Below are 13,869 nucleotides of genomic sequence, written 5' to 3'. Positions count from 1 at the left end.
TTTTCTTTATTGGTATTTTTCTGTTAGGGACTGCCAAATCTCTTCTGTCGGCATTTCCTTTCCTGTCCACAGTTGAAAAGCTTCTGCAGCTTGATATAGCAACATTCCCAGGCCATTGATCGCTGGATTGCCCTGACTTCTGGCCCACTTCAAAAATGGCGTTTCATAGGGTTGGTAAATGATATCTGCTACTAAAAGAGTTTCTGATAGGACAATGCTTTCAGGAACTGGAGATGATTGACCGTCCATCCCTACACTTGTAGCATTGACAAGTAAATCCGACTCGGCAATCCTTGCTTGCAGTTCAGGAACATCTTCTAAAGCATACAGGTCCACTTTAAAACCTGTCTGCTCCTGTAACTTGTCTAGATAAGGTCTTGTTTTTTCCATCGAAACTGAACGAACAAAGACCGAAATCTGACTGACGCCGTCCAAAATAGCTTGCGCCAAAATGGATTTAGCCGCACCACCTGCACCCAGCAGGGTCATCTTCTTACCTGTAATTGTAAAAGAAGGCAAGCTCTTAAAAAATCCCTTGCCATCTGTATTATATCCAATTAAATTGCCATTCTCATTGACAACCGTATTAACCGCACCAATCAAGCGCGCTTCGTCGCTCATCTCATCCAAATAAGGAATCACCTGCTCCTTATAGGGCATGGACAGATTGATGCCAAACATCTGGTAGCGACGAATATTAGCCACTGTGACTTCCAAGTCAGCCGCTTCAATCTCCCAAGCCACGTAAGCACCATTGGTAGCTGTCACCTCAAAGGCACTATTGTGAATAAAGGGGGAAATAGAATGCTTAATAGGATTAGCAACAACGGCAGCTAAACGTGTATAGCCATCAAGCTTCATCCAAAATCTCCCGAATTTTTTTCATGTTAGCTAAGGAAATCTGCCCAGGAGCACTAGCCTCATCTAGACTAGCAAAAGACCAGCTAGAACCCGTCACATCCGCAGTGATACGAGATACCTTGCCCACCTTGCCCATAGAAATCGTTACATATTCCTGCTCAGGATTGAGAGTTTTAAAGCCTCGTGTATAGTTCATCAAGTCTAGCACATCCTGCTCCGTGTGAGCCATCACCGCAACCTTAACAAGTTTTGGATTTAGGCTCGTCAACTCTGACAAGATTTCCATCATGTTCTCAGGTGTTTCTTGGAAATTGTGGTAACTCAAAATAAGATTTGGGAAGTCCAGCATTTCTTCAAAAACATCCTTGTAGCTGTAGTACTCAAAATCAATATAGTCTGGTTGATAGAGTTGCGCCACTTCCTTGATTAGATGGATATATTCTTCTGGAGAAAGGTCGATTTCTCCCCCTTCAGAGCGAGTTCGCAATGTGAAAACCAACTCACGGCCTGCGAATTTTTCAAAAATAGCTGGAGCCACCTGCAAAATTGCTTCCTTAGGCAGATAGTCGGCACGCCATTCAATGATGTCGGCATCCAGATACCTCGTGGCATCCAGAGCCTGAGCTTCCTCTAAACTTCTTGGCATTACTGAAACGATTAATTTCATTTACTAACCTTCATACTAATCACCTTGAGGTAATTACTACTTTCATCTTTTTTATTATAGGCGAAATCTGCTGGAAGACCGTATTTGTTTAAAATCTGGTAACTTCTTCCTGCAAAGCCTTTATCAATTTGTTCTGTAAATTTCTGGCGGGATACATTGGCAGCATTGGTGCTGGCAATGATAATACCGTCCGGATTTAAAATCTCAAGACTCTGGGAAATCAACTTGTGATAATCCTTGGCCACAGAGAACGTTTGTTTTTTGTTCCGAGCAAAGCTAGGCGGATCTAGGACAATCACATCATAAGTCAAGCCTTTTCGCTTAGCATACTTGAAATACTCAAAGACATCCATGACTATAAAACGATGGTCGTCTGTGCTGATTCCATTTGCCTGAAAATGTGCTTGAGACAATTCTCGTGAACGTTTAGCTAGGTCAACCGAAGTAGTCTGGCTTGCTCCTCCCATGGCCGCAGCTACTGAAAAGGCTGCTGTATAAGAAAACATGTTGAGCAAAGATTTGCCCATAGCCAATCCATCCACTAAACTACCGCGAACTTCATGCTGGTCTAGGAAAATCCCTGTCATCAAGCCATCGTTCATAAAGACTTGATACAAGACACCATTTTCCAGAACAGTGAAAAAATCAGGTGCTTCTTGGCCATAAATATGGGCAGATTCATAGTCCAAACCCTTAAAGCGGATCTTCTCATAGGTCCCTAACACCTCAGGAAAAACCTGTCTAAAAGCTTCTGAGATAACCTTGCGAATCTGATAAACATAAGAGTTATACCAAGAAAAGACAGCATAGTCGCCATAAAGGTCCACTGTCAGACCACCAAAGCCATCTCCCTCTTGGTTGAAGAGACGAAAGGCAGTTGTCAATTCATCTTGATAGTAGGCACTTCTCTTTTCTTTAGCTTGTCTAAACAGCGTTTCAAAGAAAGCTTGATTGAAGGTCACCTTGTCTGTGCTCACAAACCAGCCCAAGCCCTTGTTTTGCTGAGAAAGGTAGGCAGTACCAAGAAAGGTGCCTTCTTGACGATAGACTTCTACTTCCTGATCCTTGAGATTGACATTCTCAAGATCACTGGCTTCTAGTAAAACTAGCCCCTTAGCGAGCTTCTTTTCAACCCGTTTGTTGACTCTTATTCTATTCATAGTCACTATTATAGCAAATTTTGTGACAATTCTCAAAAAAGAAACTACCCTTGCTTTTTTACTCTAGTTTTAAAAAATGGTATACTAATACTAATAAAAACTTAGGAAGTAATTGTGTGAGAATTAATTTTAACAAAATCCAAAAAGCTATGGGTACCAGACTGGGTTTTGTCCTAACCCTTTTAATCCTCTATTGGCTCAAGACCTTACTAGCCTATACCGTTGACTTTAATTTAGATATTCAAGTAGGCAAATTGCAAGGAAATTACCTTGCCTTTATCGCCTTTTTCAACCCCCTTCCTTTGGGACTCCTCCTGCTGGCTCTAGCCCTCTATACTCGCTCAACCAAGGCCTTTTACAGTCTTAGTATAACTATTTACAGCCTTTTATTCATTTGGCTTTATTCCAATGTCTTTTACTATCGAGAATTTAGCGACTTTATCACGGCTAATACCATGAAAGTGGTCAGCAAGGTATCTGTTGGTACTGCGGAACTAGAGTTACTACGCCTTTGGGATTTCATCTATTTTATGGATTTCCCACTGCTAGCTTATCTTCTCTATAAAAAGATCATCCAGCTGGACAGGAGACCTTTCAAATTCCGCTCCAGTGTTGCTATCACTGCTCTCTCAGCCCTGCTCTTTTCTGCTAATCTTTTCTTGGCTGAAATCGAACGTCCCGATCTCCTATCGCGAGGATTTTCTAATTATTATGTTGTCCGCGCCCTTAGTTTGCCAGCCTTTTTAGGCTATAGTGCCAACCAATCCTACAGTGCCAACAAAGAACGTGCCAAGGCCTCTGAGACTGATCTTCAACCTATCACAGACTATATTCAAGAACATGCTGCTAAGCCTAATCCAGACTATTTTGGCTTGGCCAAAGGGAAAAATGTAATTTATCTCCACTTGGAGAGTTTCCAGCAATTTCTACTTGACTATAAACTCAACATAGATGGAACTGAGCATGAAGTCACTCCCTTCCTTAATTCCCTCTACCATTCGCAAGCAACCCTAGCCTTTTCGAATATCTTTAACCAAGTCAAGGCTGGTAAAACCTCAGATGCGGAAACCATGCTAGAGACCGGTTTGTTTGGACTTGACCAAGGTTCCTTTATGGTCAACTATGGAGGTACCAATACCCAGCAGGCTGCGCCTTTTATCCTATCAAAAAATGGCTACCAATCAAGTGCAGTCTTTCATGGTAACATTGGGACCTTCTGGAACCGAAATACGACCTATAAACAATGGGGTTACCAATGCTTCTTTGATGCTTCCTATTTTACTAAGCAAGACAGTAGCAATTCTTTCCAATATGGTTTAAATGATAAAATCATGATGAAAGATTCTATCCAATATCTAGAGCACCTGCAACAGCCTTTTTATGCTAAGTATATCACGGTATCCAATCACTATCCCTATGCTAGCAATCTAACAGGCGATGAGCTTGGTTTCCCACTGGCTAAAACCAAAGATGAAACAATCAACGGCTACTTCCAAACAGCTAACTATCTGGATAGTGCTATCAAGGCCTTCTTTGACTATCTCAAAGAAAGTGGCCTCTATGAAAAATCCATCATCGTCATCTACGGAGACCATTATGGCATTTCTAACTCCCGCAATCCTGAGCTGGCTCCCTTGATTGGCAAGACTTCTGAGAACTGGGCGAATTACGACAATGCCATGTTGCAACGAGTGCCTTTTATGGTGGTCATGCCTGGCTATGAAAAAGGACAAATCATCAATACCTACGGTGGACAAATCGATATCTTACCAACTCTCGAACACCTCCTTGGTATCGAATCCACTTCCTTCCTTCAAGTCGGCCAAGACCTTCTGTCTCCAGATCATCAAGAAATAGTTGCCTTTCGAACTGCTAATTCCTTCGTCACACCAAAATACACCAACTACGACGGACGAACCTACTATACTGAAAGCGGTCTTGAAATCAGCAATCTTGATGAACAAGCTCAAACTGAACTAGAAAGCGTTCGGCAGGCAGCCAGCCAACAGCTAAAAATCAGCGACCAAATTCAAACTGGTGATTTGATACGTTTCTACCAAGCTGATCATCTTGGAAAAGTTGATACAGAAAGTATTTCTTACCTCAATTCCTTACCAATTCTTCAAAAGATTGAGCAGGAAAAAGGTAGTCAATCCACCAGTCTCTTTAGCCAACGACAAGGTAAGACCAGTACTGACCTTTTCAAAGCTCCAAGTTACCAAGAACTCCATCCAGAGTCGGCAGAAACCGAATCAAAATCACAATAAAAGATGCTCTTCCGTCTTGGAGGAGCATTTCTTTTTATAAAATAAAATTCAACGAAAATCCAAGAACAAACTAGCCTCAGGTTAACTGTGAGATTGTAGGTAGAGAGGTTTTACCTGCAATATGTGTCTGTCAAATTTAGTGACAAAGATAATAGAATAAAGTTGAGAAGTCATAGAGAGAAGATAAATCAGCTTCAGCAAATATATGGAAAATTTAATTATATAGTAAAGCCTTTTGTTACAAACTCAATATACTATCAATAAATAATATCATAGAAGCAACAATAATTATAATTTCACCTATCTGCATAATCCTATTTCGAACTCTAAATATATGTTCTATCAAAAATACTTGGATCACACACATTAAAGGAATTAACGTTTTTGAAATTGAAAAATATCCAAATAAATAAACTATAAACAACAAAAATAGAAACTTATTATATTTCTTATTCATGACATTCCCCTCTTTATTTTTTGATTACCAATCTTAATCATTTACAACTACATTATAACAAACTATAAAAACGTTTGTCGAATTGAATTTATCAAGCAAGCGACCAACTATCTCATCTTTTTTCTATTTCTGCTAATATGCGTGATAGGTAGTAATGATAGCCAAAAATAGCAAGAGCAAGTAAGAGGATAAGAACTCCTACTCCCAAGCTGATGGCAAGGACAGGGGCGAGAGACTGAACCAAGAATATGCTTCCGATTACAAGGGCCATCAGGATTGCACTATAGATTAAGAGTAAAACTATTGCTACTATACCATTTGAACGATTCACCAGGTCAGTAATACTACTCCAATTGGTTGACAGATTTTTTACGTCCTTAAGGTAATGGTGGCAAGAAAGGATGACACTGGCAAGGGTCCAGACTACAAGAAGGTAAATCATCGAAAGGATGGGCAAGCCTAAATATAGAGAAAGACCAAGTAAAGTCAGAACTGGTAAAAAGGACTGGACAGCAAATATAATCCAAAATTTCACTTTTACATAACGAGCAAAGTCAAAGGGTAAACTCTTCAGAAAATCAACATTTTCCCTCTCCAAGGATAAGGCAATTGAATGCAGGCTGGTGATATTGTTATTGACAACAGCTAGAAAGAGACCTATAAAAAACAAGGGTAACCAGTATGGAGGATGAATGTCTGGAACTATCTGAGAATCTCGGATGTTGGAAATCAGACCGATCATCATGAGATAAGGAAGGAAAGCACTTGTAAAAAGCACTGTAATCACGCCAGTCCCCTGTCCCAAAAGGGTGAGGTGGTAGCGTAAAACCATACGGAAAAAGCCCTTTTTAGTAGTTGAGAGCCCCTCCTTACTGCGACGTTCTTTTTTGACCTTCTCCTCACTATTAAGTAGGATCACATCATAAAAACGAGGCAAAACCTTCTTTTTGGTCAGGTAAAGCAAGAAAAGAGTTAAAGCTATCCAAGCGAGCAGACCTAGGATGGCTTCTATCGAAAAAGGCTCCACTGCTATTTTGTAAAAGAGATGAATAGGATAAAGAAGAGGTGGAATTTCTTTAGTCTGATCACCTATACCTCTAGAAGTCGACTGTAGAAAGAAGACAAATATTAAAGGTGTGAGAACTCCTATCCCAATCATCACATTCGAAAAAATAGACTGATACTTTCTAAAAAGCGCAGTTTGAGCCAAGAAATGCACTGCCACTACCATCACTAGAGCCACAGAAACAAATAATAGAGCCAAGGACAGTAGCATCAAAGGCAAGCCAAGCCAAAGAGAAGGTGCTAGCCTAATGTAGAGGACTAGAAAATAAGCTAGGATTGGTACAATTCCAGGCAGAGCTGGCAAGAGGACAGACAGTCCTTTAGCAATTATAATCTCTGATTCTTTAAAGGCATAAGGCCTATACGATACCAAGTCCTTACTCTCATAAAAGACATTGTAAAAGGCAGTTAAAGAAGTTGAAAAGGCAATCACTAGTAAAATAGCAACCATAAAACTAAAATAAACAGGTATTTTATCAAAAGGAAAACGAAAGGCTATATTTATAAACATGAAAAGCATCAAGAGACTAGAAAAAATGTAAGAACTTAGGACTCTAGCGGAAACATTTACTTTTTTTCCAGGATTTTTAGCTTGCTTCTTTCGTAGGTTAGCCAGATTAGCTTCTTGAGATGAATAGAGGATATTGATATCAACTAATTTTTTAATGACTTTGAGACGCATCTGAAACCTCCTCTTTTCTACCAGCAAGGCTAAGATAGATACTTTCTAAAGACTGGTCTGGATGGTCTTTTCTCAAGTCCTCTACGCTACCACAATAAATCAAATGCCCCTTTTTCAAAATGGCAATCCGATCACAGACTTGCTCTGCCACCTCTAGGACATGAGTTGAAAACAAGACCGTCTTGCCTTTTTGCGCATGCTCCTTCATCATTTGCTTCAAATCAAAGGCAGCCTGGGGATCCAAACCTGTCAAGGGTTCGTCCAAGACCCAAATATCGGGATCGGACAAGAGTGCTCCGATGACAAAGACTTTCTGACGCATTCCGTGAGAAAGGGTTTCAATAACCTGATAGCGGTTTTCAGCAAAATCAAAAACGTTCAATAGCCTAGCTAGACTAGCCTCCAAGTCAGAGCTAGTCAGATCATAGGATGAAGCAATCAATTCCCAAAATTCATTGGCCGTTAAGCGTAAAAATAAGTCAGGCGAGTCTGCTACATAGCCAATCTTTCGTTTAATAGCTAAACGATTTTCCGATAACTCCTGACCGTCTACCAAAATACGACCACTGCTGGGTGAAATGATACTGACTAAGGATTTTATAGTGGTCGATTTTCCAGCCCCATTATGGCCAATCAAGCCCATAATCTCTCCATTTTCAATCTGCAGATTGAGATTGCTCAAGGCCTCTTTATCACCATACAACTTACTAACATTTTGAAATTCAATCATGAGAAATCTCCTCTCTTTATCTATGTAATTTACTATAATTATAGCGCTTTCATTTTAAAAATCAACATTTTATATAAAATAGTCAAAAACTTATTATTCAGTTTTACGCAAACGTTTGAGCTAACCGATACTTTATGATAGAATAAAGAACAAGATTGACAAGTAAGAGGAAACATCATGCAAAATCAAACACTCATGCAATACTTTGAATGGTATCTGCCCCACGACGGTCAGCACTGGACACGTCTGGCTGAAGATGCTCAACACCTAGCTGATCTCGGTATCAGCCATGTCTGGATGCCACCAGCTTTCAAGGCGACCAATGAAAAAGATGTCGGCTATGGGGTCTATGACTTATTCGACCTAGGCGAGTTTAACCAGAAAGGAACTGTCCGCACCAAGTATGGTTTTAAAGAAGACTATCTTCAAGCCATTCAAGCTCTAAAAGCACAGGGAATTCAACCTATGGCCGATGTGGTGCTCAATCACAAGGCTGCTGCTGATCACATGGAAGCCTTTCAGGTTATTGAGGTGGATCCTGTAGACCGTACAGTTGAACTTGGGGAACCCTTCACCATCAATGGCTGGACTAGCTTTACCTTCGATGGTCGCCAAGATACCTACAATGACTTCCACTGGCACTGGTACCACTTCACCGGTACAGACTATGATGCCAAACGCCGAAAGTCTGGCATTTATCTCATCCAAGGGGACAACAAGGGCTGGGCAAATGAGGAATTGGTCGATAACGAAAACGGAAACTACGACTACCTCATGTATGCCGACCTAGACTTTAAACATCCTGAAGTCATCCAAAATATCTATGACTGGGCTGACTGGTTCATGGAAACGACTGGTGTAGCTGGTTTCCGCTTGGATGCTGTTAAACACATTGACTCTTTCTTCATGAGCAATTTCATCCGTGATATGAAGGAAAAATACGGTGAAGATTTCTATGTTTTTGGTGAATTCTGGAATCCTGACAAGGAAGCCAATCTAGACTATCTTGAAAAAACGGAAGAACGATTCGACCTTGTTGATGTTCGTCTCCACCAGAATCTCTTTGATGCTAGCCGAGCAGGTTCCAACTATGACCTTCGTGGTATTTTCACAGATAGCTTGGTTGAACTCAAACCTGACAAGGCTGTAACCTTTGTCGACAACCACGATACCCAACGTGGTCAGGCTCTTGAGTCTACTGTTGAAGAATGGTTCAAACCAGCAGCCTATACTCTCATTCTATTACGTCAAGACGGCCTTCCATGTGTCTTTTACGGAGACTACTATGGGATTTCAGGGCAGTATGCTCAACAAGATTTCAAAGAAGTCCTTGACCGCCTCCTAGCCATCCGAAAAGACTTGGCCTATGGAGAACAAAATGACTACTTTGATGATGCTAACTGTATCGGTTGGGTACGTTCAGGTGCTGAAAATCAATCCCCAATCGCAGTCTTGATTTCAAATGACCAAGAAAACAGCAAATCAATGTTTGTCGGCCAAGAATGGGCTAACCAAACCTTTGTAGATTTACTTGAAAACCACCTAGGTCAAGTTACAATTGATGAGGAAGGTTATGGACAATTTCCAGTCTCAACTGCTTCGGTAAGTGTCTGGGCAGCCAATACAATCTAATTGCCAATGATTATCAAGCCAGGTTCAATCGGATTTGGCTTTTTTGTATTCACAAAAAAAACCTACCCTAATGGATAGATCTTTGTTTTCTTACAATTTACCTGCTACGGCATCCAACAATTCTTGGATCTTAGCTTGGTTGCTTCCTCCTGCCATGGCCATGTCTGGTTTACCACCACCACGTCCATCGACGATTGGTGCCAATTCTTTGACAAGGTTTCCTGCATGAAGGTCTTTTGTCTTGCTTGCGACAAGGACATTGACCTTGTCACCAATAGCTGCAACTAGGACAAGCACATCAGAGTAGTCTTTTTGTTTCCAGTTATCTGCAAAGGTACGAAGGGCACCTGCATCTGATACAGACACTTGACTAGCAATGTAACGGTGACCGTTGACTTCCTTAACATCCTTGAAGATATCACCTGCGGCAGCTGCTGCGGCTTTTTCTTTCAACTCAGCATTTTCTTTTTGAAGTTGACGAAGTTGTTCTTGGAGTCCTTCCACCTTGTGAGGTACTTCCTTGACTTGAGGTGCTTTCAAGGTTGCTGCGACAGCTTTAAGAGCATCTTCTTGTTCGCGGTAGGCTTCAAAAGCTTCCTTACCAGTCACTGCTAAAATACGGCGAGTTCCTGATCCGATACCTTCTTCTTTGACAATCTTGAAGAGTCCAATCTCAGAAGTGTTGCCAACGTGGGTACCACCACAAAGCTCGATAGAGTAGTCACCGATAGTAACAACACGAACTTCCTTGCCGTATTTCTCACCAAAGAGAGCCATAGCTCCCATTTCTTTAGCAGTATCAATATCCGTTTCAACTGTCTTAACTTCAAGAGCTTCCCAGATTTTCTCGTTGACTTGCTGTTCAATGGCACGCAATTCTTCAGCAGTCACAGCTTGGAAATGAGTAAAGTCAAAGCGAAGGAATTCGACTTCGTTAAGAGATCCTGCTTGTGTTGCATGGTTTCCAAGGATATTATGAAGGGCAGCGTGAAGCAAGTGAGTCGCAGTGTGGTTTTTCATAACACGGTGACGACGATTTGTATCAATTGCCAAGGTATATTCTTGGTTCAAGGCAAGAGGTGCAAGAACTTCAACCGTGTGAAGTGCTTGTCCGTTTGGTGCTTTTTGAACATTGGTCACAGTAGCCACGACCTTACCTGACTCATCCAAGATTTGTCCGTGGTCAGCGACCTGTCCACCCATTTCAGCGTAGAATGGTGTTTCTGCAAAGATAAGAGAGGCAATTCCTTCTGCTACAGCTTCTACTTCTGCATTATCCGCTACGATAGCCACCAACTTAGAAGGCAATTGGCTAGCATTGTAGTTGAAGACACTTTCTACAGTGATGTTTTGAAGGGTTTCATTTTGCATCCCCATTGAGCCACCCTTGACAGCTGAGGCACGCGCGCGTTCTTGCTGTTCTTTCATGGCTGCTTCAAATCCTTCACGGTCTACAGTCATCCCAGCTTCTTCAGCGATTTCTTCAGTCAATTCAACTGGGAATCCATAAGTGTCGTAAAGTTTAAATACATCTGAACCAGCAATGACAGATTGACCTTTTTCTTTCAAGTCAGCTACAATGCCTTGGGCAAAGTGTTGACCTGAGTGAAGGGTACGGGCAAATGATTCTTCTTCGCTCTTAACGATTTTTTCGATAAAGTCACGTTTTTCAAGCACTTCTGGGTAGTAGCTTTCCATGATTTTTCCAACGGTTGGAACGAGTTTGTAAAGGAAAGGCTCGTTGATACCCAATTTTTGACCATGCATAGAAGCACGACGGAGAAGACGACGAAGGACATAACCACGACCTTCATTTCCTGGAAGGGCACCATCACCGATGGCAAATGAAAGGGAACGGATGTGGTCAGCGATGACCTTGAAGCTCATGTTGTCGCCATCTTGGTCATAAACCTTACCAGACAATTTCTCCACTTCACGAATGATTGGCATGAAGAGGTCCGTTTCAAAGTTGGTCTTAGCACCTTGGATAACCGCTACCAAACGCTCCAAACCAGCGCCCGTATCAATGTTCTTGTGTGGCAATTCCTTGTACTCGCTACGAGGAACAGCAGGATCTGCATTAAATTGTGACAAAACGATGTTCCAGATTTCGATATAACGGTCGTTTTCGATATCCTCTGCAAGCAGGCGAAGACCGATATTTTCTGGATCAAAAGCTTCTCCACGGTCAAAGAAAATCTCTGTATCTGGTCCAGAAGGTCCAGCACCGATTTCCCAGAAGTTGTCCTCGATTGGAATCAAGTGACTTGGGTCCACTCCTACTTCAATCCAGCGGTTGTAAGAATCTTTATCGTCTGGATAGTAGGTCATGTAAAGTTTCTCAGCTGGGAAGTCAAACCATTCTGGGCTTGTCAAAAGCTCATAAGCCCAAGTGATGGCTTCGTCACGGAAGTAATCCCCGATTGAGAAGTTCCCCAACATTTCAAACATGGTATGGTGACGTGCAGTCTTCCCTACGTTCTCGATATCGTTGGTACGGATAGCCTTTTGGGCATTAGTAATACGTGGATTTTCAGGGATAATGGTCCCGTCAAAGTATTTCTTAAGGGTTGCTACCCCAGAGTTGATCCACAAAAGAGTTGGGTCATTTACAGGAACCAAGCTCACTGATGGTTCTACTGAGTGACCTTTGGTCGCCCAGAAATCAAGCCACATTTGGCGTACTTGTGCACTAGATAGTTGTTTCATATTGTCTCCTTATTTACTTGTTTAATGTGATTGGCTTTCCAGCATTTCCACATAGTCAATCGCGACACAGAGGGAAATGACTAGGTCTGCATAAGCGTCCTCAAGGACCGTTACGTTATAGGTAGAGGTCAGATGGAAGAGTTCCTTCTTAATTTCCGCAATCAGCTGATCGCGATCATCCAGCAATTTGAAATTCAAATCCCAGATATTGCCCTCGATACGAAGACCTAGATTATCAAACTCATACTTATCTCGCCAGAAGGTCAACTTCTTGCGAATGACAAAACTCGAGCCATCCCGAAGCTGAATCTCAAAACGAGGAAGCAAGGTCAAGATTTCTTTACTAATCTGACTGACTTGTTCACCATTAACATCATAGATGGTAAAAGTTTTGGGAATCTTAAAAAATGATCCCTCTACCTGATAGGCGATTTCTCCCCTGTCATCCTTGATAGCGAAGCGTTCGCCTCCAAGACGAAACTTTTGTTTGACAAGAAATGTTTTCATCAACACCTCCAAAAAATCAAAAGACAAGCTCATATCACGAAGGGCGAAAAACCGCGGTACCACCTTCATTCAATGAACTTGTCATTCTCTTGTTCTTATGCAATTGTTAAATTGAGTAGCATGACTTCCTAGCTTAGATGGCTCGCAGCACCGCCATTTCTCTGGACTAAGATAATTGAAAATCAATTCTCAACTTTCTTATTATAACGTTTTTTTAAGCTTGCGTCAACTGGAAATCATTCCCATTGAATCAGACCAATTACCTGTATCTTTGATTACTCTTTCAGGCGAACAAAATTAGCCAATATAATTGTTGATATTAAACAAATCCAAAATAACATATTACTCTCTCGCTTTAATATTATCTAGACTGTCAATTTCATATCTACATTTTTTAAGATAAAACAAACTAATAGCAAAATCTAAATGTCAAATCATTCATTAATCAATTCCTCAATTTCCTTTATCCCTTCAAACTCTCCAACACTTTCGAAAAGTTCTATAGCTCGTTTGAAATGTCTGTTGGATAATTCCGTATCTTTCAAGGCTAAATAGATTTCACCTAACCCTCTATAGCTACAAGCTTGAGAAATCACATCATCAGTCTCTAAAGATTGTTCCAATGACAGATTCATGAATGTAAGAGCCTCATCAAGATTGTTTAATTTAAATCTCACATAGCCCTGTTCGTAGTTATTCACAGCTTTCTTTAGATTATCATTTGGAAAATGCTCTTCAACTATCTTCTCTTCACCTTCAATAAGTTTTAAAGCCTTATGAAAATCCCCCTGATCTCTGTAGATCATAGCTAATTGATGTAAGCCAATGTGTTCATTTTCTTTATCTTCATTTTGTTGCGCTAATAAAATGTATTTCTCAAAGATATGGGTACATGAAACATAGTCTTTTTCTGCTAACAATAAATATCCCATCAAATTTAAAAGACTAAAATCCGTACAGGTATCAATGGAAAAATCTTGTTCAACTAACTTTTTAGCTTCTGATATTTTTCCTTCCAGAAACAAGTTCCAAGCTGTATCAATTTTAGAGTCCATCTATTTCCCCCTTCAACTACAAACAACCTTCATAAAATAGAATCACTCAACAAGAATATATTATTCTCTATCTATTA

The 13,869-nt window shown here is 40.9% G+C and carries 10 protein-coding genes; 2 read left to right on the top strand and 8 right to left on the bottom strand.

Going from position 1 to position 13,869, the window contains the following annotated elements:
• Positions 1–6 precede the first annotated feature (6 nt).
• Genes TZ90_RS02555 through TZ90_RS02545 form a run of 3 tightly spaced genes read right to left on the bottom strand, consistent with a single transcriptional unit; the run spans position 7 to position 2,688 of the window.
• Entirely contained in the window at positions 7–861 is an 855-nt protein-coding gene (locus TZ90_RS02555) for a shikimate dehydrogenase (RefSeq protein ID WP_045611294.1), read from the bottom strand.
• Positions 851–1,528 carry a type I 3-dehydroquinate dehydratase gene (gene aroD / locus TZ90_RS02550; RefSeq protein ID WP_000767758.1) on the bottom strand — a complete coding sequence of 226 codons (678 nt, stop codon included), beginning with the start codon at positions 1,526–1,528 and terminating at the stop codon, positions 851–853. Before aroD ends, TZ90_RS02555 begins: the two co-directional genes overlap by 11 nt.
• Complete coding sequence (locus tag TZ90_RS02545) at positions 1,525–2,688, bottom strand: class I SAM-dependent rRNA methyltransferase (protein WP_045611293.1); 1,164 nt, start codon at positions 2,686–2,688, stop codon at positions 1,525–1,527. Before TZ90_RS02545 ends, aroD begins: the two co-directional genes overlap by 4 nt.
• Positions 2,689–2,837: 149 nt before the next feature.
• Between TZ90_RS02545 and TZ90_RS02540 the strand changes: the two genes are divergently transcribed.
• Positions 2,838–4,955: an LTA synthase family protein gene (locus tag TZ90_RS02540; protein WP_045612535.1), complete on the top strand. Its 2,118-nt coding sequence runs from the start codon at positions 2,838–2,840 to the stop codon at positions 4,953–4,955.
• Between the two features lie 569 nt (positions 4,956–5,524).
• Here the strand turns inward: TZ90_RS02540 and TZ90_RS02530 are convergent.
• Entirely contained in the window at positions 5,525–7,159 is a 1,635-nt protein-coding gene (locus tag TZ90_RS02530; protein ID WP_045611290.1) for a hypothetical protein, read from the bottom strand.
• Positions 7,140–7,889: an ABC transporter ATP-binding protein gene (locus tag TZ90_RS02525; RefSeq protein WP_045611288.1), complete on the bottom strand. Its 750-nt coding sequence runs from the start codon at positions 7,887–7,889 to the stop codon at positions 7,140–7,142. Before TZ90_RS02525 ends, TZ90_RS02530 begins: the two co-directional genes overlap by 20 nt.
• A 177-nt stretch (positions 7,890–8,066) precedes the next feature.
• On the opposite strand from TZ90_RS02525, the gene TZ90_RS02520 reads away from it, so the two are divergent.
• On the top strand, positions 8,067–9,521 hold the full coding sequence (locus TZ90_RS02520) for an alpha-amylase (RefSeq protein WP_045611286.1): 1,455 nt from the start codon (positions 8,067–8,069) through the stop codon (positions 9,519–9,521).
• A gap of 90 nt (positions 9,522–9,611) precedes the next feature.
• Here the strand turns inward: TZ90_RS02520 and alaS are convergent, their stop codons facing one another.
• From alaS to TZ90_RS02505, 3 genes are all read right to left on the bottom strand, one after another.
• Entirely contained in the window at positions 9,612–12,230 is a 2,619-nt protein-coding gene (gene alaS / locus TZ90_RS02515; protein ID WP_045611284.1) for an alanine--tRNA ligase, read from the bottom strand.
• A 21-nt stretch (positions 12,231–12,251) separates the two neighbouring features.
• Positions 12,252–12,737: an LURP-one-related/scramblase family protein gene (locus tag TZ90_RS02510; protein ID WP_045611282.1), complete on the bottom strand. Its 486-nt coding sequence runs from the start codon at positions 12,735–12,737 to the stop codon at positions 12,252–12,254.
• Positions 12,738–13,171: 434 nt separating this feature from the next.
• On the bottom strand, positions 13,172–13,792 hold the full coding sequence (locus TZ90_RS02505) for a tetratricopeptide repeat protein (RefSeq protein ID WP_045611281.1): 621 nt from the start codon (positions 13,790–13,792) through the stop codon (positions 13,172–13,174).
• Positions 13,793–13,869: the final 77 nt, after the last annotated feature.

This window comes from Streptococcus mitis (assembly GCF_000960005.1).
Classification (GTDB): Bacteria; Bacillota; Bacilli; order Lactobacillales; family Streptococcaceae; genus Streptococcus; species Streptococcus mitis_CK.
This window is presented reverse-complemented; position numbering and strand designations above follow the sequence as displayed.

Coding starts and splice junctions, on each gene's coding strand:
- TZ90_RS02555 (WP_045611294.1), bottom strand. CDS start 861: ATGAAGCTTGATGGCTATACACGTTTAGCTGCCGTTGTTGCTAATCCT.
- aroD (WP_000767758.1), bottom strand. CDS start 1,528: ATGAAATTAATCGTTTCAGTAATGCCAAGAAGTTTAGAGGAAGCTCAG.
- TZ90_RS02545 (WP_045611293.1), bottom strand. CDS start 2,688: ATGAATAGAATAAGAGTCAACAAACGGGTTGAAAAGAAGCTCGCTAAG.
- TZ90_RS02540 (WP_045612535.1), top strand. CDS start 2,838: ATGGGTACCAGACTGGGTTTTGTCCTAACCCTTTTAATCCTCTATTGG.
- TZ90_RS02530 (WP_045611290.1), bottom strand. CDS start 7,159: ATGCGTCTCAAAGTCATTAAAAAATTAGTTGATATCAATATCCTCTAT.
- TZ90_RS02525 (WP_045611288.1), bottom strand. CDS start 7,889: ATGATTGAATTTCAAAATGTTAGTAAGTTGTATGGTGATAAAGAGGCC.
- TZ90_RS02520 (WP_045611286.1), top strand. CDS start 8,067: ATGCAAAATCAAACACTCATGCAATACTTTGAATGGTATCTGCCCCAC.
- alaS (WP_045611284.1), bottom strand. CDS start 12,230: ATGAAACAACTATCTAGTGCACAAGTACGCCAAATGTGGCTTGATTTC.
- TZ90_RS02510 (WP_045611282.1), bottom strand. CDS start 12,737: ATGAAAACATTTCTTGTCAAACAAAAGTTTCGTCTTGGAGGCGAACGC.
- TZ90_RS02505 (WP_045611281.1), bottom strand. CDS start 13,792: ATGGACTCTAAAATTGATACAGCTTGGAACTTGTTTCTGGAAGGAAAA.